This is a genomic window from Streptomyces sp. NPDC014991, assembly GCF_043080665.1.
Classification (GTDB): Bacteria; Actinomycetota; Actinomycetes; order Streptomycetales; family Streptomycetaceae; genus Streptomyces.
Window position 1 is genome coordinate 173,889 of sequence record NZ_JBIBVY010000003.1, and the last position, 21,659, is coordinate 195,547.

At 72.7% G+C, this 21,659-nt stretch carries 22 protein-coding genes and 1 pseudogene; 10 read left to right on the top strand and 13 right to left on the bottom strand.

Annotated elements, in window-relative coordinates:
* Window positions 1–7: 7 nt before the first annotated feature.
* The gene (locus tag ACF1BE_RS07245; protein ID WP_392197984.1) at window positions 8–385 is read right to left on the bottom strand and encodes a thioredoxin family protein; all 378 of its coding nucleotides are present in this window, start codon (window positions 383–385) and stop codon (window positions 8–10) included.
* 141 nt (window positions 386–526) lie between these two features.
* Here ACF1BE_RS07245 and ACF1BE_RS07250 point away from each other — a divergent pair, with 141 nt between their 5' ends.
* Entirely contained in the window at window positions 527–1,957 is a 1,431-nt protein-coding gene (locus tag ACF1BE_RS07250; protein WP_392197985.1) for a dihydrolipoyl dehydrogenase family protein, read from the top strand.
* Between the two features lie 8 nt (window positions 1,958–1,965).
* Here the strand turns inward: ACF1BE_RS07250 and ACF1BE_RS07255 are convergent, their stop codons facing one another.
* The 5 genes from ACF1BE_RS07255 to ACF1BE_RS07275 all read right to left on the bottom strand — a co-directional run bounded on the left by ACF1BE_RS07255 (window position 1,966) and on the right by ACF1BE_RS07275 (window position 5,602).
* The gene (locus ACF1BE_RS07255) at window positions 1,966–2,610 is read right to left on the bottom strand and encodes a peptide deformylase (protein WP_392197986.1); all 645 of its coding nucleotides are present in this window, start codon (window positions 2,608–2,610) and stop codon (window positions 1,966–1,968) included.
* Window positions 2,611–2,730: 120 nt separating this feature from the next.
* The gene (locus ACF1BE_RS07260; protein WP_392198222.1) at window positions 2,731–3,078 is read right to left on the bottom strand and encodes a tetratricopeptide repeat protein; all 348 of its coding nucleotides are present in this window, start codon (window positions 3,076–3,078) and stop codon (window positions 2,731–2,733) included.
* A 51-nt stretch (window positions 3,079–3,129) separates the two neighbouring features.
* Window positions 3,130–3,984 carry a cytochrome c oxidase assembly protein gene (locus ACF1BE_RS07265; protein ID WP_392197987.1) on the bottom strand — a complete coding sequence of 285 codons (855 nt, stop codon included), beginning with the start codon at window positions 3,982–3,984 and terminating at the stop codon, window positions 3,130–3,132.
* Window positions 3,984–4,544, bottom strand: a complete 561-nt coding sequence (locus tag ACF1BE_RS07270; RefSeq protein WP_392197988.1) for a DUF2243 domain-containing protein — start codon at window positions 4,542–4,544, stop codon at window positions 3,984–3,986. Before ACF1BE_RS07270 ends, ACF1BE_RS07265 begins: the two co-directional genes overlap by 1 nt.
* 188 nt (window positions 4,545–4,732) lie before the next feature.
* Entirely contained in the window at window positions 4,733–5,602 is an 870-nt protein-coding gene (locus ACF1BE_RS07275) for an alpha/beta fold hydrolase (RefSeq protein WP_392197989.1), read from the bottom strand.
* 162 nt (window positions 5,603–5,764) lie between these two features.
* Between ACF1BE_RS07275 and ACF1BE_RS07280 the strand changes: the two genes are divergently transcribed.
* Complete coding sequence (locus ACF1BE_RS07280; RefSeq protein WP_392197990.1) at window positions 5,765–6,622, top strand: MBL fold metallo-hydrolase; 858 nt, start codon at window positions 5,765–5,767, stop codon at window positions 6,620–6,622.
* Between the two features lie 93 nt (window positions 6,623–6,715).
* Here the strand turns inward: ACF1BE_RS07280 and ACF1BE_RS07285 are convergent, their stop codons facing one another.
* Window positions 6,716–8,374 carry a catalase gene (locus ACF1BE_RS07285; RefSeq protein ID WP_392197991.1) on the bottom strand — a complete coding sequence of 553 codons (1,659 nt, stop codon included), beginning with the start codon at window positions 8,372–8,374 and terminating at the stop codon, window positions 6,716–6,718.
* Between the two features lie 386 nt (window positions 8,375–8,760).
* Between ACF1BE_RS07285 and ACF1BE_RS07290 the strand changes: the two genes are divergently transcribed.
* The 3 genes from ACF1BE_RS07290 to ACF1BE_RS07300 all read left to right on the top strand — a co-directional run bounded on the left by ACF1BE_RS07290 (window position 8,761) and on the right by ACF1BE_RS07300 (window position 11,184).
* Window positions 8,761–9,645: an SGNH/GDSL hydrolase family protein gene (locus tag ACF1BE_RS07290; RefSeq protein ID WP_392197992.1), complete on the top strand. Its 885-nt coding sequence runs from the start codon at window positions 8,761–8,763 to the stop codon at window positions 9,643–9,645.
* Window positions 9,646–9,867: 222 nt separating this feature from the next.
* Window positions 9,868–10,293: a DUF6003 family protein gene (locus tag ACF1BE_RS07295; RefSeq protein ID WP_392197993.1), complete on the top strand. Its 426-nt coding sequence runs from the start codon at window positions 9,868–9,870 to the stop codon at window positions 10,291–10,293.
* A 207-nt stretch (window positions 10,294–10,500) separates the two neighbouring features.
* Complete coding sequence (locus tag ACF1BE_RS07300) at window positions 10,501–11,184, top strand: chaplin (RefSeq protein WP_392197994.1); 684 nt, start codon at window positions 10,501–10,503, stop codon at window positions 11,182–11,184.
* A gap of 609 nt (window positions 11,185–11,793) precedes the next feature.
* Here ACF1BE_RS07300 and ACF1BE_RS07305 read toward each other — a convergent pair.
* Window positions 11,794–12,330 carry a GNAT family N-acetyltransferase gene (locus ACF1BE_RS07305; protein ID WP_392197995.1) on the bottom strand — a complete coding sequence of 179 codons (537 nt, stop codon included), beginning with the start codon at window positions 12,328–12,330 and terminating at the stop codon, window positions 11,794–11,796.
* A gap of 297 nt (window positions 12,331–12,627) precedes the next feature.
* Between ACF1BE_RS07305 and ACF1BE_RS07310 the strand changes: the two genes are divergently transcribed.
* Together ACF1BE_RS07310 and ACF1BE_RS07315 are read left to right on the top strand one after the other, a co-directional pair.
* Window positions 12,628–14,565 carry an acyltransferase family protein gene (locus ACF1BE_RS07310; RefSeq protein WP_392197996.1) on the top strand — a complete coding sequence of 646 codons (1,938 nt, stop codon included), beginning with the start codon at window positions 12,628–12,630 and terminating at the stop codon, window positions 14,563–14,565.
* 123 nt (window positions 14,566–14,688) lie between these two features.
* Complete coding sequence (locus tag ACF1BE_RS07315; RefSeq protein WP_392197997.1) at window positions 14,689–14,844, top strand: DUF6131 family protein; 156 nt, start codon at window positions 14,689–14,691, stop codon at window positions 14,842–14,844.
* 240 nt (window positions 14,845–15,084) lie between these two features.
* Here ACF1BE_RS07315 and ACF1BE_RS07320 read toward each other — a convergent pair whose 3' ends face one another.
* Complete coding sequence (locus ACF1BE_RS07320) at window positions 15,085–15,387, bottom strand: helix-turn-helix domain-containing protein (protein ID WP_392197998.1); 303 nt, start codon at window positions 15,385–15,387, stop codon at window positions 15,085–15,087.
* Between the two features lie 66 nt (window positions 15,388–15,453).
* On the opposite strand from ACF1BE_RS07320, the gene map reads away from it, so the two are divergent.
* Window positions 15,454–16,236 carry a type I methionyl aminopeptidase gene (map, locus tag ACF1BE_RS07325; protein ID WP_392197999.1) on the top strand — a complete coding sequence of 261 codons (783 nt, stop codon included), beginning with the start codon at window positions 15,454–15,456 and terminating at the stop codon, window positions 16,234–16,236.
* A 194-nt stretch (window positions 16,237–16,430) separates the two neighbouring features.
* On the opposite strand, the gene ACF1BE_RS07330 is transcribed toward map, so the two are convergent.
* The 4 genes and pseudogenes from ACF1BE_RS07330 to ACF1BE_RS07345 all read right to left on the bottom strand — a co-directional run bounded on the left by ACF1BE_RS07330 (window position 16,431) and on the right by ACF1BE_RS07345 (window position 20,151).
* Window positions 16,431–16,847, bottom strand: a complete 417-nt coding sequence (locus tag ACF1BE_RS07330; RefSeq protein WP_392198000.1) for a (2Fe-2S) ferredoxin domain-containing protein — start codon at window positions 16,845–16,847, stop codon at window positions 16,431–16,433.
* A gap of 217 nt (window positions 16,848–17,064) precedes the next feature.
* Window positions 17,065–18,381, bottom strand: coding sequence for a N,N-dimethylformamidase beta subunit family domain-containing protein (locus tag ACF1BE_RS07335; RefSeq protein ID WP_392198001.1), 1,317 nt, complete (start codon window positions 18,379–18,381; stop codon window positions 17,065–17,067).
* A 520-nt stretch (window positions 18,382–18,901) separates the two neighbouring features.
* A complete protein-coding gene (locus ACF1BE_RS07340; protein WP_392198002.1) occupies window positions 18,902–19,249 on the bottom strand; it encodes a MerR family transcriptional regulator in 348 nt (115 codons plus the stop codon).
* A gap of 22 nt (window positions 19,250–19,271) precedes the next feature.
* Window positions 19,272–20,151, bottom strand: a pseudogene (locus ACF1BE_RS07345) (aldo/keto reductase).
* Between the two features lie 247 nt (window positions 20,152–20,398).
* On the opposite strand from ACF1BE_RS07345, the gene ACF1BE_RS07350 reads away from it, so the two are divergent.
* Complete coding sequence (locus ACF1BE_RS07350) at window positions 20,399–20,884, top strand: VOC family protein (protein ID WP_392198003.1); 486 nt, start codon at window positions 20,399–20,401, stop codon at window positions 20,882–20,884.
* Window positions 20,885–21,216: 332 nt separating this feature from the next.
* The gene (arr, locus tag ACF1BE_RS07355) at window positions 21,217–21,630 is read left to right on the top strand and encodes an NAD(+)--rifampin ADP-ribosyltransferase (protein ID WP_392198223.1); all 414 of its coding nucleotides are present in this window, start codon (window positions 21,217–21,219) and stop codon (window positions 21,628–21,630) included.
* The last annotated feature ends 29 nt before the right edge of the window (window positions 21,631–21,659 follow it).

Sequence of the window (21,659 nt, forward strand, 5' to 3'; positions counted from 1 at the left end):
CGCAGAATTACTTCTGCGTCTCGCCCTGCTGGGCGGCGATGCTCTTGCGGACCTCGTCCATGTCCAGGCCGCGGGCCTGTCCGATGAGGTCCGCGAGGACCGGTGCGGGCAGGGCACCCGGCTGGGAGAAGACCGCCACCTGGTCGCGGACGATCATCAGCGTCGGGATCGACTGGATGTCGAAGGCCGCGGCCAGCTCCGGCTGGGCCTCCGTGTCCACCTTGCCGAACACCAGATCGGGATTCTCCGCCGCCGCCTTCTCGTACACGGGCGCGAACTGCCGGCACGGGGGGCACCAGGTGGCCCAGAAGTCGATGAGCACGAACGAGTTCTCGCTCATCGTCTGGTCGAAGTTCTCCTTGGTCAGCTCCACGGTGCTGCTCATGGCGTGATTCCCTCTTCCTGGTGTAGGGGTGTGCCGACGGCGGAAACACGGTCGCCGGTCCGCCTATTCCAGGCGCGCACGCCTGTGTTCCGCGCGCGTACCCCTGTGGCCACGGCGCACACCACCCACCAGACTGGCCCCATGACGGAAACGGAATCCATCGCGTACGACGTCGTGGTGCTCGGCGGCGGCCCCGTCGGCGAGAACGTCGCCGACCGCACCCGCGCGGCCGGCCTCACCACCGCGGTCGTGGAGAGCGAACTGCTCGGCGGCGAGTGCTCGTACTGGGCCTGCATGCCCAGCAAGGCCCTGCTCAGGCCGGTCATCGCCCAGGCCGACGCCCGCCGCCTGCCCGGGCTCGGCCAGGCCGTGCGGGGCCCCCTCGACACACCGGCCGTGCTGGCCCACCGGGACGAGTACGCCTCCCACTGGAAGGACGACGGCCAGGTCGCCTGGCTGGAGGGTACGGGCGCCGACCTGTACCGCGGCGACGGCCGCCTGGCCGGCCCCCGTACCGTCACCGTCACCGGACCCGACGGTACGGTCACCACCCTCACCGCCCGGCACGCCGTCGCCGTCTGCACCGGCACCCGCGCCCAGCTGCCCGACCTGCCGGGACTCGCCGGGGTCGGGCCGTGGACCAGCCGCGAGGCCACCAGCGCCAAGGCGGCACCCGGCCGGCTGATCGTCGTCGGCGGTGGTGTCGTCGCCGCCGAGATGGCCACGGCCTGGCGAGCCCTCGGCTCCCGGGTCACCCTGCTGGTCCGGGGCAAGGGCCTGCTGAACCGGATGGAGCCGTTCGCCGGCGAGCTGGTCGCCGACGCGCTCGCCGAGGCGGGCGTCGACATCCGCACCGGCACGTCCGTGGAGTCGGTCACCCGCGAGAACGGCACCGTCGTGGCCGTCACCTCCGCCGGCGACCGCGTCGAGGCCGACGAGATCCTCTTCGCCACCGGCCGCGTCCCGCGGACCGAGGACCTCGGCCTGGACAGCGTCGGCCTGGAACCCGGCTCCTGGCTGGACGTCGACGACAGCCTGCGGGTCACCGGCACCGACTGGCTGTACGCGGTCGGTGACGTCAACCACCGCGCCCTCCTCACCCACCAGGGCAAGTACCAGGCCCGCGTCGCCGGTGCCGCCATCGCCGCCCGCGCCGCCGGCGGCCCCCTGACGGACGAGCCCTGGGGTGCGCACGCGGCCACCGCCGACCACGGCGCCGTACCCCAGGTCGTCTTCACCGACCCCGAGGCCGCCGCGGTCGGCCTCTCCCTCGCCGAGGCGGAACAGGCCGGCCACCGTGTCCGCGCCGTCGACGTCGAGTTCTCCTCCGTCGCCGGGGCGGGCCTGTACGGCGACGGCTACAAGGGCCGCGCCCGCATGGTCGTGGACCTGGAGGACGAGACCCTGCGCGGAGTCACCTTCGTCGGCCCCGGCGTCGGCGAACTCATCCACTCGGCCACCGTCGCGGTCGTCGGCCGCGTACCGCTCAGCCGGCTGTGGCACGCGGTCCCGTCCTACCCGACGCTGAGCGAGGTGTGGCTGCGGCTGCTGGAGGCGTACCGGGACAACTGAGCCGCGGGCTACGGGAGTCGGAAGCCGAGGGCGTCGGCGGCGGCCTCCGGCGACGGCTGCGCCCACAGGGCCGCCACCGCCTCGTCGGTCGACAGGGACCGCGGTTCGGCGCGGTCCAGGTACAGCGTGCCGTCGAGATGGTCCGTCTCGTGCTGGACGATCCGGGCGGGCCAGCCGGTGAACACCTCGTCCAGGGGGCGGCCCCGCTCGTCCTCGCCGCGCAGCCGTACCTCGGCGTGCCGGGCCACCACCGCCTGCCAGCCCGGTACGCTCAGGCAGCCCTCGAAGAACGCGGCCCGGGCGCTGCCGGCCGGCTCGTACACCGGGTTGACCAGGACCCGGAACGGCTGCGGGACCCGGCCCCTGACCGCGGCGACCTCCTCCGGCACCGGCGCCGGATCCTCGATCACCGCGATCCGCAGCGGTACGCCGACCTGTGGCGCGGCCAGGCCCACGCCGGGCGCCGCGTGCATGGTCACGCGCAGGGCCTCGATGAACCGGGCCAGGAGGGCGGGGCCGAGCTGGCCGTCGTAGGGCTCGGTGCCGCGCCGCAGCACGGGCCGTCCGGCCGCGACGAGGGGCAGGGGACCGCCGGCGGCGAGGAGTTCCTCGACCCGCTCGGCGAGCGGTGCGTGTTCACGGTGAGGTGCCATCGCGTCAGGATGTCATGCCCGTGCACGGCTCCCCGTGGCGCGACCGGCCGCCCGGGGGACCCGGCCCGGGGCCGGACCCGGCAGCCGGGTCCGGCGTCCGGCCGGCCGGGTCCGGTCGTCTCACCGCCCCGGGAAGTCGCCCGCGAACGCCGAGGCGATCCGCAGGTGCCGGTCCGCCTCCTCGTGCCGGCCCTGCCGCTGGAGGGTGCGGCCGAGCATCAGCCGGGCGTAGTGCTCCACCGGGTCCCGCTCCACGACGGTACGCAGCTCCGCCTCCGCGCGGCGCAGCTGGGCCGAGTGGTAGTAGGCGCGGGCCAGCAGCAGCCGCGGCCCGGTCTGCTCCGGCGCCTCCTCGACCAGTCCGGCCAGCACCCGCGCCGCACCCGCGTAGTCCTTCGCGGTGAAGAACAGCCGCGCGCGCTCCCAGCGGTCGGCTGCGGTGCCGTGGTCGTAGTACGTGGTCTCCACTTGCGTCTCCACTCCGGCCTCCTTGTCGCGGCCATAACGGAGCGCAGTCGTTCAATATTCCACTACTTCGGCCGTCTGGCCGGGCCGGGGCCGCGGCAGTACGCGGCGTTCGGGGCGCCAGGTGGCGACAAGGGCCGCCGCCAGCAGCAGTTCGGCGATGTCACCGCCGTAGTACATGATCATCGCACCGCCCTGGACCTGGGGGACGGGAGCGTGGACGTCCACCCAGAAACCGCCGTACATCAGCTGCGCGACGACCGCGTGCACGGCGATGGCACACCCCAGGTACACCAGCCGGGTGCGCACACCGGGGCGGGCCGGGGCCGGGTCGGGGCCGGCGACGGCGTACGCGAACAGGCAGCCCGACAGCAGGAAGTGGGCGTGCAGCAGCCAGTGCCCGGCCGGGTGGGCCGTCGCGGTGGCGTAGAGCGGGGTGAAGTACAGGACCACGAGGCTGCCCGTGGACAGCAGCAGACCGGCCGCCGGATGGGCCGACAGGCGGGCCGGCCCGCTGTGCAGCAACGCGGTGAGACGGCGGGCACCCGGTGCCGGCAGGGCGCGCAGCAGCAGCGTGACCGGCGCTCCGAGCACCAGGGCGAGCGGCGCGTACATGCCGATGAGCATGTGCTGGGCCATGTGCCCCCGGAAGTCACGGTGGGCGAGGCCGGCGACGGGCGGCAGCAGCGCCGCCGCCAGCAGCACCGAACCGGTGCCGAAGGCGGCGGTACGCCAGGGATTCCAGCCCCGGACCGGGTTGCGGCGGCGTGCCCGGCGCACCAGCAGCAGATAGCCGCCCGCGCACACCAGCAGGGCCAGCACGGGCAGCACGATCTCCAGCGGGCCGCCGCCCTCATGGTGGTGCGGGGGGAGGGTGCCGTGGTGCGGATGACGGATGCCGTGGTCCATCAGACGGCGCGGTCCTCTCCGCCCGCGTGGGAGGCCGCCGGATCGACGGGCCGTCCACCGCGTTGCAGAAGCCACCCGCCGGCCAGCAGCAGCGCGCCCAGGAGCAGGAAGCCGATGTCCCACCACACCTGGTGGGGCCCGCCGTGGACGTGGTGGATGCCCAGGACCTGATGATCCAGGATGCCCTCGACCAGGTTGAACAGGCCCCAGCCGGCCAGGATCCAGCCCCACAGCACCCGTGAGGTCCACACCCGGCGCCGGCCGGTGGTCACCCGGGCGTACAGGACCGCGAGGCCGCCGAGCACGGCGAGCCAGCACACGGTGTGGAAGACGCCGTCCCACACGGTGTTCATCCGCAGCCCGGAGACGGTGTGCGGGTCGTAGTACCTGACACCGATGTGATCGTGATCGGTGCTGGTGAGCATGTGGTGCCATTGCAGGAGCTGGTGCAGCAGGATGCCGTCGACGAATCCGCCGAGCCCCACCCCCAGGAGTATCCCCGGCAGTTGAAGACCGGGCGGCGCGGTCTCGGTCCTGCTCTCGCGCACGGTGGTCGCCATCGCTCCTCGTCTCGGTCGGTTTCCGGGTCCGGTTCCCCCGGGGGTTCGGTTCCCCGTATCGGCTGCCCTACCGACAGCTACCAGTTCCCCGGCCCCACCGCTGCGGCACGCTCGGCCATCTGTGGCCGGCGCGTACCGCGGCACGGCCGGACCGGGCGGCTGCGCCGGTCCGGCCGTGGCACGGCCTCTCAGGCCGTCCGCCCCGCGAAGAAGTCGCCGAGCACGGACGCGAGCGCGTCGGGCGCCTGTTCGGCCACATGATGGCCGGAGTCGATGCCGTGGCCGCGCACGTCCACCGCCCATCGCCGCCAGACCCGCAGCGGATCCCCGTGCAGGTCCTCCAGGTCGTCCCTGAGGGACCACAGCACCAGCGCCGGGCACCGGATCAGGTTCCCGGCGGCACGGTCGGCCTCCTCGTGCCGCAGGTCGACGGTCAGCCCGGCCCGGTAGTCCTCCAGCATCGCCCGCACCACCTCGGGGTTCCTGGTGGCCTCCCGCCACTCGTCGTGGTTCTCCTGCCCCATGCTCCGCGGGTCGCCGCGGTACCAGCTGTCCGGATCGGCGTTGATGACCCGCTCCGGGACGTCCGGCTGGGCGAGGAAGAACCAGTGCCACCACCGGGTGGCGAACTCGGTCGTCAGCGGCGACAGGTGCTCGCTGATCGGGAGGCAGTCCAGCAGCGCCACCCGGGAGACGGCGTCGGGGTGGTCGAGCGTCAGCCGCAGTGCCACGGCGCCCCCGCGGTCGTGCCCGGCGACCGCGAACCGGTCGTGGCCGAGCGCGCGCATCACCTCGGCCACGTCACCGGCGACGGCCCGCTTGGAGTACCCGGCGTGGTCCGCCGTGGGCGCCGGACCACGCGAGCGGCCGTAGCCGCGCAGGTCGGGACAGACCACGGTGAAACCGCTGCGGACCAGCAGCGGGGCGACCCGGTGCCAGGTCGCGGAGGTGCGCGGATGACCGTGCAGCAACACCACCGGCGGACCCTCGCCGCCGTGGCGTACGAAGACCGACGCGCCGTCCGTCCGCACCGTGCGTACCTCGAAACCCTCGAACACGGTCCACCCCTCCGCTCCTCCCGCCGACAGATCGCGGAGCCGCTCCGGCCGGCTCGCCGGGGCTGTTCCGCCCGCCAGGGGTACCCGCTCGCCACGGGAGGAACCCGACACGCCCGCGGTACCGCGGACGTGCCCCGGATCGGACGGAAGGCGGCTGATCACATGCCCGGGACCACGGAAGGCCTCACCGACGACACGGTCGACCTCCACTTCATCGGCAACGCGACCGTGCTGCTGCGCTACGGACCGCTGACCCTGCTCACCGACCCGAACTTCCTGCACCGCGGCCAGTACGCCCACCTCGGCTACGGGCTGCTGACCCGGCGCCTGACCGAGCCCGCCGTGCAGCCGTGGGACCTGCCCCGCCTCGACGGGATCGTGCTCTCGCATCTGCACGGGGACCACTGGGACCGCCGGGCCCGACGGCACCTGGACCACGCGGTCCCGGTGATCAGCACACCGCACGCCGCACGCCGGCTGAGAGTGCTGCACGGATTCGAGCGGACGGCGGGACTGCGGACCTGGCGGGGACTCACCCTCCGGCAGGGCCGGGCGCAGGCCACGATCACGGCACTGCCCGGACGGCACGCCGGGCAGGCGGTGCTGCGCGGGCTGCTGCCGCCGGTGATGGGCAGCATGATCGAGTTCGGGCCGGTGGGCGGGCCGCCGCGGCTACGGCTGTACGTCTCCGGCGACACGCTGCCCTACGACGGCCTGGACGAGATCTCCCGCCGGTTCCCGGCCGCCGACCTGGCCGTCCTGCACCTGGGCGGTACCCGCCTCCCCGGCGGGTTCGTGGTCACCATGGACGGCGCGCAGGGCGCGGAGCTGGCCCGGCGACTGGACCCCCGGGCCGTCCTGCCCGTGCACTACGGGGACTACACGGTGATGCGCTCGCCGCTGTCCGCCTTCCTGGCCGAGGCCGGCCGGCTCGGCCTGGGCGACCGCGTCGTCCACTGTCCGCACGGCAGCCGCGCCCGCCTCTCCGCCGAGCACGGGGCGGCCCCCGTCGTCATCTGACCGGCGGCCTCGCGCCGTCCCGGCCCGCCTCCGTCCGGGCACTGGCCCCGACCGGCGGGCGCGGGACGGCTCGGGAATCCCGTCCGCTCGTGTTCAGCGGGTCACCACATGGCGCTCGTCGGGCACGCAGTGCGTCATGGTGAGGCCCTCCACGTCCCGCGGCGGGTTCTTGCCGAGGTTCGCCAGCCGCTCCTTGTCCTCCTCCGTGAAGTCCTGGCCGGCGAGCGGCTCCAGGTCCGCGACGTCCTCCGGGCGGATGCCGAGGCCCTCGCCGATCCGGAGCCCGAGGTCGTTCTCCACCAGCAGGAAGTGCCACACCATCCGCTCCTGGACGGGGCGGTCGCACCGCGAGAGCTGGCCCACCAGGTTGCGCACCAGGTCGTCGCGCTCCCACTGCTCCATGAGCAGGTACCGCTGGCCGGCCTGGAGGTAGTCGTTGGTGCGCGGGATCCGCCTGCGGGTGAGCCGGCCGCGGATCTCCGGGCCCTGCTCGTCGTGTGTCGGACACTCCGCCTCGCGCAGCCCGCCGCGGATCGACGGCTCGTAGTTGACGGTGGGGTTCTCCCCGCCGCCGTCCACGTGGTAGGTCATCTGCCCGTCGCGCTGGTTGGTGCGCACGTGGGCGTTCTTCGCCTGGTTGACGGGCAGCTGGAGGTAGTTCGGGCCGACCCGGTAGCGCTGGGTGTCACTGTAGGAGAAGGTGCGGCCGACCAGCATCTTGTCGTCGGAGAAGTCCAGTCCGTCGACGAGGACACCCGTGCCGAAGGAGATCTGCTCGTTCTCCGCGAAGAAGTTCTCCGGCATCCGGTCCAGCACCATCCGGCCCACCGGCTTCGGCGGGAACTCCTGCTCGGGCCATGTCTTGGTGTCGTCCAGCGGATCGAAGTCCAGTTCGGGGTGCTCCCCGTCGTCCATGATCTGCACGAGCAGCTCCCACTCGGGGTGCTCGCCGCGCCCGACGGCCTCGTACAGGTCCTTCGTGGCGTGCCCGAGGCCGTCGGCCTGCACGTGGGCGGCGTCCTCCTCGGTCATCGAGCGCACGCCCTGCTTCGGCATCCAGTGGTACTTGACGAGCACGGTGTTGCCGTCGGCGTTCACCCACTTGTACGTGTTCACGCCGAAGCCCTGCATATGGCGGTAGTCGGCGGGGATACCGCGCGGGCTGAACAGGTTGACCAGCATGTGCATGGCCTCGGGCGTCTGCGACATGAAGTCGAAGATCCGGTTCGGCTTCTGCTCGAAGTCCACCGGGTCCGGCTTCAGGGCGTGGATCACGTCGGGGAACTTGATGGCGTCCCGGATGAAGAAGACGCCCAGGTTGTTGCCGACCAGATCCCAGTTGCCGTCCTCGGTGTAGAACTTGACGGCGAAGCCCCGCGGGTCCCGGGCGGCCTCGGAGGAGTCACGGCCGCCGATCACGGTGGAGAACCGGACGGCGACGTCGGTGTGCCTGCCGCGCTCCTGGAACAGCTTCGCCCGCGTGTAACGGCCGACCGGCTCGTCCCCCCAGGCGCCGTACGCCTCGAAGAAGCCGTACGCCGTGACGCCGCGCGCGTGCACCACCCGCTCCGGGATGCGTTCCCGGTCGAAGTGGCTGATCTTCTCCAGGAACTGGTAGTTCTCCAGCGTCGCCGGCCCGCGGGCGCCGACGGTGCGCTGGTTCTGGTTGTCGTGGACGGGGTGGCCCTGCCGGTTGGTCAGGGTCCTGCGGTCGTCTCCGGAGGCGGGACCCGTGTTCGCTGCGTCCGTCATGATCGAGGGCTCCTTGGAACGGGGGAGGCGGTACGGCAAGCGTCGCCATAACCGGGGCCGGGTACCCGCAGGCGCGCGGCCATGCCCGTGCCGTCCCCCCGTACGGCTCCCGTGCACGGCGGCTTCGCCACGGCGACAGGTGAGTGTTCCAGGAAGTTCGGTCAGCACCGTTGACGCGGCGTACCGGCGCCCGCACATTACCTAACGGTAGTACCCGCGGTAATCCCGCGACCGGTACCTCACGGCCGTCGTCGTACGTACGCCTGCCCGGCCAGGCCCGACGGCCGGCGCTCCCCCCGGCTCGAGCCGCCGCACTCTCACGCACAGCACGTGCGGGCACCCCCGGCCCGCACGCCCGTGTTCCCCGCCACGAGAAGAGACAGCACATGCCCCTGCCTGCCCTGCGCCCTGCCCTGCGCCGCGTCCTCACCGCGGCCTCCGCAGTCACCGGCGCGCTGGCTCTCGGCCTCACCCCCACCCCCGCCCACGCCACGACACCCCTCAAGTACGCGGCCCTCGGCGACAGTTACAGCGCGGCCTCCGGCGTCCTGCCCGTCGACCCGACCAACCTGCTCTGCCTGCGCTCCACCGCCAACTACCCGCACGTCGTCGCCGCGCGCACCGGAGCGCGGCTGACGGACGTCACCTGCGGGGCCGCCCGGAGCAAGGACTTCACCGAGGCCCAGTACCCCGGGGTCGCCCCCCAGGCCGACGCCGTCGCCCCCGACACCGACCTCGTCACGCTCACGATCGGCGGCAACGACAACGGCACCTTCATCAACGCCGTGACCGCCTGCGGCACCGCGGGCGTGCTCAGCGGGGGCGCGGGCAGCCCCTGCAAGGACAAGTACGGCACCTCCTTCGAGGACGCGATCGAGGCGAACACCTACCCGGCGCTGAAGACCGCTCTGCGTGCCGTGCGGGCCAAGGCGCCCGACGCCCGCGTGGCCGTCCTCGGCTACCCGTGGATCACCCCCGCCACCGCCGACCCGTCCTGCTTCGCGGAACTGCCGATCGCCTCCGGTGACGTGCCCTACCTGCGTTCCCTGCAGACCCACCTCAACGCCGTCGTCCGGCGCGCCGCCGAGGAGACCGGGACGACCTACGTCGACTTCGCCCGGGCGTCCGAGGGGCACGACGCGTGCAAGGCCGTCGGCACACGGTGGATCGAGCCGCTCCTCTTCGGCAGCAACATCGTTCCGGTGCACCCCAACGCCCTCGGCGAGCAGCGGATGGCCGAACACGTCGTGAGCGCCCTCGGCCTCGGCTGAACGGCTGCGGGTCTGCGGGTCTGAAGGTCTGCGGGTCTGCCGGTTCGTCGGCTCGCGGGACCGACGGCCCGCCGGTCTCCCGGCCTCCGTGACCGCGCCGCCGTCGCTCTCGCACGACGGCGGCGCGGTCCTCCTCCGGATGGCGGATCCGCAGCGCTATGCGGACGCGAACGGGGTAAGGGGACGGCGACCGGCCGACGAGTCTGTGACGAGGAGTGAACCATGACCGACGACGCCTACCTGTTTCTCGCGGACGACCCGGCCGACACGCTCGGCGTGCCACCGGCCGCGACGGAGCCGCTCGCCTGCATGGACACATCAGCGGTGCGTGCGTGGCTCGACGCACAGGGCGTGTCGGCGACGTCCCCGCGGCTGCGGGTGGTGGCTCCGGAAGACACCGCGGCCATTCCCGCGGAGGCGGAGCGGCTGCCGGTTCCGCTGAGCGACGAGGAACTGAGCCGGCTGCGCCACCGCACGGCTCCGGAGACCCTGGCCGCGGTCGAGACCGACCTGCTCGCCTACCGCGACTGCGCGCACGGCCGCGACGAACTGCTCGCCCGCGCGGTGGCCGCGGGTGTCGCGCCCCACCGCATCGCCGAACTCACCGGTGAGGACCCGGCTGTGGTCAGGGCGGCGGCCATCCGCTGAGCGAACGCCCCGCCGGCCGGGGACCTCGGGACCTTCTCCGCGCGCCTTCGGGCCGCGTCTCGCCACCCGGCCGTGTCCCTCGTGCCGGGCAAATGGCTGAGCAGCCATAACCCTTCCGGTACCCCGTCCGTTTCATCGGGTGCGGGCGAGTGCCCGCGACCGTGTCTGAAGGGCTGGGAACCGATGAAACGGGCTACCCGTAACAGTGTGATCGCCGTCGCCGCCGTCTCCGGTGCGATGGCAGTGGCGGGGCCGGTGCACGCCGACTCCTCCGCGAACGGTTCCGCGGGCGGCTCGCCCGGGCTGATCTCCGGCAACGGAATCCAGTTGCCGGTGCACGTCCCGGTGAACGTGTGCGGGAACACCGTGAACGTGGTCGGGTTGCTCAACCCCGCGCTGGGCAACCGCTGCGCCAACGAGGGCGGCGGCACCGCCGGGAAGGAACGGTCCGCGCCGCAGGCCGAGGCCAGCGCTGAGGGCGTCACGCGGAACTCGCCGGGCGTGGTGAGCGGCAACGACATCCAACTCCCGGTCGATCTGCCCGTGAACGTCAGCGGCAACAGTGTGAACGTGGTGGGCATCGGCAACCCCGCCGTCGGCAACACGTCGGTGAACGGTTCGGCCGACCGGCCCGACGAGCCCCAGCGCAGCACACCGCCCCGCCACGAACCGCCGGTGCGCTCCGAACCCCCGCGCCGGTCGCACGAAACGCCCCCGGTCCGCTCGACGCCGAGGCCGGCCCCCGTCGTGCACGAGCGGGCGACCGGCACCCTCGCGCACACCGGAACGGACAGCACCTTGGCGGTGGCCGCCGCGAGCCTGGCCTCGCTGATGGGCGGAACGGTGCTGTACCGCCGCTCCCGCTCGAAGGCGTTCAGCCGGGAGGGATGACCGAGAACGCGGCGGGACGGTAGGGCCACGCGGTCTCCGACAGGGCCGACCGGCCGGACCCGGCTCGTGCGCACGTACCAAGCGGCCACGCCCACCAGCACCACGGGGCGTGGCCGCTTCGCGCCGCAGGTGGGACGTGAGGTCGGACTGCCGCCGGCGTCCGGCCGCGGTGCCCGCGAGGCTCGACGTCGCGAACCGTCGCGAAGGAACAGTGGCCTGGCGACCGGTGGCAGCCGGGGTAGCGGTGCTGCCGTCGCGCTACGGCCGGCCGGCGAGAGCGCGGACTTCGCCCTGACCTACCGGAACAGCGTGGAGCGTGCCACCGAGGGTCGTCGGACGGATCAAGGCCGGGGCCGCCGGGCCATGGCCGTCCGAGCCGACAGCGCCGTGCCCGGGCCCTGACCGCCGCGGTGGACGAGACCGCCACGACGCTCGGGCCTCGGACATCTTGGTCAACAGCGCGGAAGTCTTCCTTCGGCACGACCAAGGGCCTGGCCCGGGAGCGACCCGGTCTCCGTACCCCCGGCGGGCGAGGACACCCGTGATCCACGCCCGTCGGTGCCCGCCGCACCGGCAGCGAACACCCCTCCCAGCGGCTGCGGGTGCCCGTCACATCGGCAGCGAGCGCAGGCGGACCGGCCCCGGCGGCCAGTGGGCGTCGTCGCGCAGGGGGGTCACCATGGTCCGCAGCGGCATGGTCACCAGGCGGGCTCCGGGCTGTTCGACGCGTACGTCCGTGTCGAGCGGGTGCCATCCGAGGCGCCGGTAGAGCGGCACGAGGGGCGGCCGGCAGAACAGGAGTGCGTGCCGAGGCCCCATCGTGCGGGCGTGCTCCAGCGCGGCCGCGACGACGAGCCGCGCCAGCCCCTGACCGCGCAGGCCGGGCGCGACGGCCACCCCCCCGACGCCCACCACCTCCGTCTCGGCGTCACCGATCGCGACGGGCAGCCGCAGCAGACCGGCGTGTGCGACGAGCCGGTCGCCGTGTCTGACGCCGAAGTGCTCGTCCTTGGGCAGCCAGGACAGACCGGCCGAGGCGACGCCGAAGGGATCGTCGCCGTCGCCGAGGATCTCGTCCTGGTCCGCCCTCGTGTACCGGGGGAGCCGCACCACGGTCGGTGCCACGGATGTTCGGTTCTCCGACATGCCCTCATGATGATCTCTCCGCCGGGCACCGGCCAAGCCCGGGCCCGACCCGCCGCGGCCCGGACCCCTACGTCCTCCGTCTGCCGGGCCCGGCGCGCGAGGCGGGTGGGGTGGTGCCAGCGTGGAGGGGCAAGGAGCGGCGCACGCGTCCGCCGATGCGGCCGCGGCACGTGGCGGGGAGCGTGCCCCCGGGTGGTACGGACGGGACTGATCACATGTCGGCTGGCGATGAGCCGGGAACTCGGCGGTAGGCCGGCTCCGGCGGCCTCGCGCGACCGGGCCGCCGGTGCACCGAGGGTGCGCGCTCTCGACGGACTGCGCGGCCTTGCCGTGGCCGCGGTGCTCGCCTATCACGGCGGCCTCCCCTGGGCATCGGGCGGATTCCTGGGAGTCGACGCGTTCCTCGTGCTCAGCGGATACCTCATCACCACCCTGCTGCTCACCGAGTGGGAGAGGACGGGCGGGATCGCCCTCGGGCCCTTCTGGGCACGCCGGATGCGCCGGCTTCTGCCCGCCCTGATGGCGATGCTCCTCGTGGTGTGCCTGCTCGGCCCGCACCTGATGCCCGCCCAGGACCTGGAAGGCATGCGCGGTGACGCCCTGGCCGCCCTGGCGTACGTCGCCAACTGGCGGATGATCTTCCACGGCACGGACTACTTCGCGCAGACGGCGGCACCGCCGCTGTTGCAGCACACCTGGTCCCTGGGCATCGAGGAACAGTTCTACCTCCTGTGGCCGCTGCTGCTGGCCGGGGTGCTGCGGGCCCGCCGCGGCCGCGGCGCCGCGACCAGGGCGCTCCTGCTGCTCACCGCGGGTGGTGTGCTCGCATCGGCCGCCGTGTGCCTGGCGCTGGACAGGGGCCCGACCGGTCTGCCCCGGGTGTACTTCGGCAGCGACACACGGGCACTGGCGCTCCTGCTCGGCTGTGCCGTCGCGGTCCTGTCGGCCCGCTCACCGACGTCCACGGCGCACAGGACGCGTCAGCATGCTCCGGCGGGCACGGCAGCGCTGGGAGCGGTCGCCCTCGGCGTGCTGTGGTCGCACGCCGACGGCTCGGACCCCCGGTTGTATCCAGCCGGTCTCCTGGCGGGTTCGCTGGCGACGGCGGCCGTGCTGACGCACACGGTCACGGTGCCCGACTCGGTCACCGCGCGGCTCATGTCGCTGCCCCCGGTGGCTGCTCTGGGCCGCGTCTCCTACGGCGTGTACCTCTGGCACTGGCCGCTGTTCGCCTGGATCGACGCCGAACGCACCGGGCTGCGCGGGGCCGCGCTGTTCGGCGTACGTGTCGTCGTCACCCTCGTGGTCGCGGTGGTGTCGTTCGTCCTCATCGAACGGCCGGTGCAGCGCGGGCGTCCGCGGTTCCTCCGCCGGCGGCTTCCCGCCCTGGCGGCGACCGCGGCGTGCATGGCCGCAGTGGCCGCCACAGCCGTCGTCGCTCTTCCGTCCGGGCCGCCGCTCACTGCGTCCACGGTCGCCGCACCGGAAGAAGCCACCGCGCCCGCCGAGCCCGGTCACCGCTCCGATCAGGTCCCTGACCGCTCGACCGACCGCCACCGTCGTGCGGGCACGCCCGTCTCCGCTGTGATCATGGGCGATTCGATCGCCTGGACCCTGGTGAACCACCTGCCGCCGACACCGGGCGTCACCCTTCACGACAGCACCCGCCAGGGCTGTGGTCTGGCGCTGGACAGCCCCTACCGCTACTTCGGCACCGAGCATCGTGTGTCCCAGCAGTGCCGGCACTGGCCGAGCGACCTCCGCGAGGCGGTGACGCGCCATGATCCCGACACGGTCGTCCTCCTCTTCGGCCGCTGGGAAACCATGGACCGCATGCATGACGGGCGCTGGACCCACACCGGGGAGAAGACCTTCGACGCGTACCTGCTCGCGCAGCTCGACCGGGCGGTCGACATCGCATCGGCACAGGGTGCCAGGGTCCTGCTGGCCACGGAGCCCTACAACCACCGGGGAGAACGCCCCGACGGCGGCGTGTGGCCCGAGGACCAGCCGGAGCGCGTCGACCACTGGAACCAGTTGCTCCGGCGGGTGGCCGACGGGCATCGCGGCACGGCGGACATCCTCGACCTGGGGCGCCGGCTGTGCCCGCACGGCGCCTTCACGTGGCGGGTCGACGGCGTGCAGGTGCGCAGTGACGGGGTTCATCTCACCCCTGAAGGCGCACGCTGGCTGCGACCCTGGCTGGTCTCCCGGCTCAAGGCCGCGGCCCGCTGAGGTCCCGGCGGGTGGAGCCGCGGAAACGGGGGACACGGATACAGCGCGCCGACAGGCGTGCGGGCTCACCGGCAGGGCATACGCCTGATAGGGCCGTTGGCTCAATCCCGTTGGAGGGACATCATGATCGCTCTCGGCGTTGTGCTACTCATCATCGGGTTCCTCTTCCACCTCTCGATTCTGTGGACGATCGGAATCATCCTCCTGGTCATCGGCGCGATCCTCTGGCTCCTCGGATCCATGGGGCACGCTGTCGGAGGCCGACGCCACTACTGGTGAAGCAGCCGCTGCCACGGCCGGACGTGGCTCCGGCCGTGGCCGGCGCGCCTGTGTCCAGCCTTCCGTGGCGGTGCCGCCCAGCAGGCGGCGCACCGCCGTTCGGTCCGCCTCGCCCGTCGCGTCGGGGGGCGTTGAGACGGCCGACCAGGTACGGCGACAGGCGCCGGCGCGGATCGCGTGGAGGCATTCGGCGGCCCGTCACCGGCCGTGCCGCGGCGCCGAGGTATGACGGAGCAGGGCTTACGAGGTCAACTGCTTGCGTGCGGTGTCACCGGAGCCGGCCGGTCCGGCGCCACTTTCGGGCCGGCTGATCTCGGCCCACAGCGCGTCGAGGGAAAGGCCCAGGACGTCGGCGATCGCCGCGACGGTCGGGAAGGCAGGGGTGGCCACGCGGCCCGACTCGATCTTCCGGAGAGTCTCCGGTGAGACACGTGCGTCGAGCGCGGTATCGAGCATCGAGCGCTCTCCTCTGGCACGACGCAGGAGGGCGCCGAGGCGCTGTCCGCGTTCGACCTCTGCGGGAGTTAGCGGCAACCTGACCATGAATCCGATTCTAGTACCGGTATAGTATGGCCGGTATAGTTATTGGGTGTGTGAGAAGGGCGCCGCATGATCGAGATCTTGAACCCCACCCTGCTGGCCCGGGCGAAAGACACAGGCGCCCTGGTCGCGGACATCCTGCAGTCGCTGAGGAGCCGAAGCGCGGTCGGCACGAACCTTCTCGACATCGACCGGTGGGCCAAGGCCATGATCGTCGAGGCGGAAGCGCTGTCCTGTTACGTCGACTACGCGCCGTCGTTCGGACGCGGACCGTTCGGCCACCACATCTGCACGGCCGTCAACGACGCCGTGCTCCACGGGCGGCCGTACGACTACACGCTTGCCGACGGCGATCTGCTGACACTCGACCTCGCCGTCTCCCGAGGCGGAGTGGCCGCGGACGCCGCCATCAGTTTCGTCGTGGGCGACGCGAAGCCCGCGGAGAGCGTCGCGATGATCAGTGCGACCGAACGCGCGCTGGCCGCGGGGATAGCCGCTGCCGGACCCGGGGCTCGCATCGGCGACATCTCCCACGCCATCGGCACGGTCCTCAGCGAGGCGGGGTACCCGATCAACACCGAGTTCGGAGGTCATGGCATCGGATCGACGATGCACCAGGACCCGCACGTTCCGAACACCGGACGGCCCGGCCGTGGATACAAACTGCGCCCCGGGCTGCTGCTGGCACTGGAGCCGTGGGTCATGGCGGACACCGCTGAACTCATCACTGATGCCGACGGGTGGACGCTGCGCAGCGCGACAGGCTGCCGGACTGCGCACAGTGAGCACACGATCGCCATCACCGACGACGGAGCCGAGATCCTCACCTTGCCGAAGCAAGCGCGGCCTTGAGGCCCCAGCCCCGTGCGGCGCGGCCCTCGGCGCGACCAGGCTCGGTGCGGAGGCCGAGATCGTGGCGCCAGGCCCTGGCCGTACACGGCATGCCGCCGGCACGGACGGATGCGCGCGGGTCCGCGCAATCCCCGCACGCCGGGTAACCGTCGGCCGGCTTCTGGCAGCGGTTCGGGACGCCGCAAGCCGAGGGTCTACTCGTCGAGTTCGGCGCGTACGCGGCGCGATGGGCTGAAGGCGTAGAGGTCGAGGATGCCGGGTGGTTCGGTGAGGCCGGGGCCACCGCCCTCGATCCAGGTGGCGATGTCGGCGGTGGCGTCCGGGTCGTTGACCAGGCCGAGCCAGACCGGACGCCCGCCGGCCCTGCGGCCGGCAGGGGAGGGCTGGACGACGACCACGTTGGCGCGCTCGCATGCGTCGAGGCAGTCGGTGACCCGTACGGTCGCCGTCCCGTCCAGGGCCTCGCGCAGACCGCGGAGTTGGGCGGTGTGGTCGAGGCCGGGGACCTTGGGTGTGCCGCAGCAGCAGCCGCGGCAGACGGTGACCGTGGGTCGTGCTGTTCCCGCCCCGGCGGCCGGGGCGGAAGCGTTACGGCGGGAGCGCTTGCTCACGCGGTGCCTCCTCGGGCGGCGTTGTTCCAGGCCGTTCTACCACGTGGAGCACCTGCGGCTCGGGCCGCGACGGCCCTGCCGACGGTACCCGAGCCCGCCGCCGCCGACTGAGGGGTGCGACCACCCGTCTCTCGCGGCGACTTCGCAGCGCGCTCCGGGTGGGCGAAGGCAGGAGCGCCTCCACGCCGGAGTCCCGTCCGGCTCGTCGGACGCCGCCTCATGCCCTGGTCCTGTACACCTCGCTGACGTTCGGGCGTGCTGCCGGGCGGTGATGGGCGGCGGGGCCCTCCGCGAAGGCTCGCAGCGCGTTCTCCGTCGTGCGGGTCACGAAGGTGCGGGTTCGGGCGTCCATCCCGTGGTCACGGCCCCCGTCGGGGGTGCCGGCCATGAGGGCCTCCACCCAGCGCATGGTGCCGGTGGCGAACACGCCCGCGCCGCTCGGGGCCGTGTAGTAGGCCGAGTCGCTGTGGCTGCGGCGGCCACCGCACACCAGGGGAGAGTGAGCCGTTATCTCCAGCGGCTCGGGGACGGGCGCACCGGGTGTGACCCGGTCGTACTCGACGCCGACCAGGTGGTCGAAGCCGTCGCCGGGCCGTACGCCCGTTCCCTCGTACAGCCAGTGGTCCGCCGCGTGGACGACGTACGGCGCGTCCGTCGGGTAGCCCTCGTACAGCACTCCCGTGAGCGACGACTCGGGATCCGCCGCCGGAGCCCGGCGGAAGTCGGTGGTCACCAGGGCCGGCCGGGTGGTGTAGCAGGGGTCGGCCCGGACGGACGACTTGTAGCAGACCACCGTGCGGTCCGGCTGCGTCTCCCCCTGCTCGAGTCGGACCCGGCGGAAACAGGTGTTGGCGCCGAGGAGGACCACGTTGGTGCCGGCGTCGCGGGCCTCGGTGACATGCCGGCGCTGCTCCGAGGTCCAGTACTCGTCGTGCCCCAGACAGACGACCGCGGCCGCGCCGCGCAGGACCTCCGGGTCGCGGTGCACATCCGTCCCGGTGGTGTAGGCGAGGGGTATGCCGAGCCGTTCCGCCAGCACCACCGCCGCCCGTTCGTACACCATGAACTTCTCCGCGCCTTCGGCGTCGTAGGGCCGGTCGAAGCTGACGGCCAGGGAGCGGGTGGCGTACGCGCCGGAGGCGCCGGCGTAGAGGCTGTGGCCGCCCCACCGGTTGTAGGCCTGCCAGGTGGCCGGGGCGTGTATCAGGACCGTTCGGCCCGTGCCCTGCGTGGAGCGCACGACCAGCGGGATGTGGCGCTGGTGACCGCTGTCCGCCTCCAGCCGCAGCAGGTACGCGCCCTCCGGCCAGCCGGCCGTGCCGAACGTGAGCGTGCGCGGCCAGTCCGCGCGGACGGTGCGGGTGTCCGGCAGGAAGCGGGGTTCCGGCTGGACGCGGCCCGGTACGCGCTCCGACGACCACACGAGCCGGGCCTGGGCCCCGCCGTACCAGCCGACGCGGAAGGCCGAGACCCGGAAGGACGACGCGGTCGTCGAAACGTACAGGCCGCACTCCTCGCCCGGCGTCACGCTCACCCGGTCCGCGTAGCCGGCGACGGCCGGGGCGGGACCCCGGGAAGTGATACGCCAGTCGGGTGTCCCGGGCCGGTCCCGTTCCGTTTCCGGCCGGTGGGAAACAGCCGCCCGGTGATGCCCGCGCCGGGGAGCGGACGCGTCGCAGGCCGCGGCCGTCACCGAGGCGAACCCGAGGCCGGCGCACGTTCCGAGGAAGCGCCTGCGCACCAGCCGCCGTGCGGATGCCGTCCCGTGGTCCGGCACACCCTGCCGGGCAGGACCCATACCCATAGCGCCTCCCGTACCTGCGGCTCGCCCGTCACCCGCTCTCCGGGCCAAGGTGGCACAGCAATGCGGGCCGCGCGCCCTGCTCCCGGCCGCGGGTGTCATGGGGAGGGGCGCGCCGCAGCGCCTGTGGCACCGCCCGCGCCCTTCCCGGTCAGCAGGGACCTCGACACCGCGTCCTCGCCGCCGCTCCGCGCCCGGTCGTCCGCCCGGAGCCGCGAGGGACCGGGCGGGCTGTGTACGGGGCCCTCCGCGCTCAGCTGTAGTACGCGATCTTCTCGTCGAGGACCGCCATGGCGCGGGACAGCGCCGACACTCGCTGTTCCAGGGCGGCACGGCGTTCGCGGAGGAAGGCGACCCGGTCCTGCGCGGAGTGCTCGGCACGCAGGATGGCGACGAAGTCCCGCAGATGCGCGATCCCGAGACCGGCGTCACGGAAGCACGTCACCAGGCCGATCCAGAACAGATCTTCCTCGCTGTACTCCCTGCGCCCGCCGGCGGAGCGCCGGATCGGGCCGATGAGGCCTTCGCGCTCGTAGTAGCGCAGCGTGTCGATGGAGACGCCGGTGCGGTCGGCGGCCGCTGCCGGGGTGACGGTGGTCATGGGGCCCCTTTCGTGACCGGCGCTACCGCGCTTCGGCGAAGCGCGCCATGTGCTCGTCACCGAGCGGCAGTTGACGTGCGGCGAGTGCCTGCTCGATGTGCTCCACCCGGCTCGCGCCGACGATGGGGTCGATCCCCTGCCGCATCAGCCATGCGAGGACGACCTGGTTCCTCGTCGCCGAGAGCTCGCCGGCCACGTCGTCCAGGACCGAGAGCACTCGGGTGGTCCCGGGATGACCGTAGGCTGGCGGAAGCGGCTTGTCCGCGCGCACGTAGGAACCCCACAACAGCGAACTGTACGACCACACGGTGAGCCCTTCGGACCGCGCGAGGTCCAGATCCTCGGGGGTGAGCATGCGGTGGCCGGCCTCCGTGAGCGGGGTGAGCGGGCGCGGCTGGACGAGTGAGTGGCGCAGTTGCAGGGCCGTCCACGGTTCCACGCGCTGCTGCCGTGCGAGCGACCGAGCGCGCTCGACACGCCAGGCGGCATGGTTGGCCGCCCCGACCCGCAGGGCCACCCCCTTCGTGACCAGCTCGCCGAAGGCGCCGACCGTCTCTTCCAACGGCACCGTGCGGTCCTCGGCGTGGGCCCAGAGCATATCGACGTGATCGACTCCGAGACGCCCCAGGCTCTCCTCGACGCCGGCGTGGACGGCGGGGGCGGAGAGGCCTTCGGCGCTCTGCGGCCAGGAGTGCGGGACGAGCGGGTTCTGCCGGACCTTCGTCGCGATCCGAACCGCGTCGCGCGCGCCCGGACGGCCTCGGAGCCACGCGCCGATGAGACGCTCGCTGGCGCCGCCGACGCCGCTGGGGTCGGCCCAGAAGGAGTAGCAGTTGGCGGTGTCGAGCCCGGGTGCCGAATTCCATCGTCCCGAGGACGATCCGGGGGTCGGTGATGTTCATGCCCCCATGCTCGGATCTGGAGCGCGCTCCAGGTCAAGTGCGGTTGTGGGAACGGTCCGGGAGCCGGCTGCGCGGCCCGCCGGGCAGGTCGCACCGGGCTGCCGGCCACCGTGTCCACATGCCGGTGGTGACGACGACCGTGCTTCGGACGGTGCTGGTGGCACTTGACCTGAACCGCACTTGAGTTCCTAGGTTCCTTCTCAGTGCCGCGGGAACCGACCGGCGGTGCTTCTCAAGGAGGTTCACCATGGCCGAGCGCACAGCCCGCATCGAGATCCCCGACCGCTACCGCTATGCCGTGGTCCCGCACATCATGGTCGACGACGCCGCCGCGGCGATCGGTTTCTACCAGCGAGCGTTCGGCGCCCGTGAGGACTTCAGGATCGACGCTCCGGGCGGCGGGATCCTGCACGCCGAGATCACCATCGGGCGGTCGGCCCTGATGCTGGGCGACGCCAGTGTGGGCGAGGCGGAGGGCGCGTCCTTCGCGGCGCCGACCTCGCTCGGCGGAGGCACGTCCGTCACGCTGCATGTCTTCGTGCCGGACGTCGACAGCCTGGCGGAGCGCGCGAAGGCCGCCGGCGCCGAGATCCTCCAGCCGCCGACGGACATGTTCCACGGTGACCGCACCGTCATCCTCAAGGACCCTTCAGGTCACATATGGGTGTTCCTGACTCACATGGAAGACGTCTCGGAGGAGGAGCTTCGGCGCCGTCTGGCCGCCGCCGGGTGACCGGTCGTCGTGCGTGCGGTGGTCCGGACCGTACCGAGCGCCGTACCTGACGGAACCCGCCGACCGAGGCGATCGGTCATGCCTGGGCGGCTTGCCGCCGGTAGGCAGGTGAGGGGGATGAGGTGGTCCGGGGCCTGCGAGCAGCAGCGGTGGTGGGCGAGTTCTGGTCGTGCGGTTGCGGCGGATCAGCGGCTGACGGCTGCCAGGCGCGGTGTCGGCCAGGCCGACGGCGGCCTGTTCGCAGAAGGAGCAACTCCCGGTGCAGCTCACATCACTGGAGATACGATGGCCCGGACTGTCGAGTCGCGAGGGGGCGCAGGGTGAGCGAGCCGATCCGGTGGGGTGGCGAGGATCCCGGTCCTTTCTTCCACGGCACCAAGGCCGACGTGGCCGTCGGGGGGCTGCTGGAGCCGGGTTACGGCTCCAACTACGGCAAGGGCAGCAGGGCGAACTTCGTCTACCTGGCCGCCACGCTGGACGCCGCTGTCTGGGGGGCCGAACTGGCAGCGGGCGAGGGACGCGAACGGATCTACCTCGTCGAACCCACCGGCTCCTTCGAGGACGACCCGAACCTGACGGACAAGAGGTTCCCTGGCAACCCGACCCGCTCCTACCGCACACGCGAGCCCCTGCGCGTCGTCGCGGAAGTCCAAGGCTGGCAGGGACACTCGCCCGAGGTCCTCCAGCACATGCGGGACCACCTCGAAACACTCAAGGCCCAGGGCGTCGAGGCCATCAACGACTGATCAGACGGCCGTGGGGCCGCCCGGCCGGC

What these genes read in the sequence shown, in the direction of transcription:
- ACF1BE_RS07245 (WP_392197984.1), bottom strand. Translation starts at nt 385, where the DNA reads ATGAGCAGCACCGTGGAGCTGACCAAGGAGAACTTCGACCAGACGATG.
- ACF1BE_RS07250 (WP_392197985.1), top strand. Translation starts at nt 527, where the DNA reads ATGACGGAAACGGAATCCATCGCGTACGACGTCGTGGTGCTCGGCGGC.
- ACF1BE_RS07255 (WP_392197986.1), bottom strand. Translation starts at nt 2,610, where the DNA reads ATGGCACCTCACCGTGAACACGCACCGCTCGCCGAGCGGGTCGAGGAA.
- ACF1BE_RS07265 (WP_392197987.1), bottom strand. Translation starts at nt 3,984, where the DNA reads ATGGACCACGGCATCCGTCATCCGCACCACGGCACCCTCCCCCCGCAC.
- ACF1BE_RS07270 (WP_392197988.1), bottom strand. Translation starts at nt 4,544, where the DNA reads ATGGCGACCACCGTGCGCGAGAGCAGGACCGAGACCGCGCCGCCCGGT.
- ACF1BE_RS07280 (WP_392197990.1), top strand. Translation starts at nt 5,765, where the DNA reads ATGCCCGGGACCACGGAAGGCCTCACCGACGACACGGTCGACCTCCAC.
- ACF1BE_RS07285 (WP_392197991.1), bottom strand. Translation starts at nt 8,374, where the DNA reads ATGACGGACGCAGCGAACACGGGTCCCGCCTCCGGAGACGACCGCAGG.
- ACF1BE_RS07290 (WP_392197992.1), top strand. Translation starts at nt 8,761, where the DNA reads ATGCCCCTGCCTGCCCTGCGCCCTGCCCTGCGCCGCGTCCTCACCGCG.
- ACF1BE_RS07295 (WP_392197993.1), top strand. Translation starts at nt 9,868, where the DNA reads ATGACCGACGACGCCTACCTGTTTCTCGCGGACGACCCGGCCGACACG.
- ACF1BE_RS07305 (WP_392197995.1), bottom strand. Translation starts at nt 12,330, where the DNA reads ATGTCGGAGAACCGAACATCCGTGGCACCGACCGTGGTGCGGCTCCCC.
- ACF1BE_RS07315 (WP_392197997.1), top strand. Translation starts at nt 14,689, where the DNA reads ATGATCGCTCTCGGCGTTGTGCTACTCATCATCGGGTTCCTCTTCCAC.
- ACF1BE_RS07320 (WP_392197998.1), bottom strand. Translation starts at nt 15,387, where the DNA reads ATGGTCAGGTTGCCGCTAACTCCCGCAGAGGTCGAACGCGGACAGCGC.
- map (WP_392197999.1), top strand. Translation starts at nt 15,454, where the DNA reads ATGATCGAGATCTTGAACCCCACCCTGCTGGCCCGGGCGAAAGACACA.
- ACF1BE_RS07340 (WP_392198002.1), bottom strand. Translation starts at nt 19,249, where the DNA reads ATGACCACCGTCACCCCGGCAGCGGCCGCCGACCGCACCGGCGTCTCC.
- ACF1BE_RS07350 (WP_392198003.1), top strand. Translation starts at nt 20,399, where the DNA reads ATGGCCGAGCGCACAGCCCGCATCGAGATCCCCGACCGCTACCGCTAT.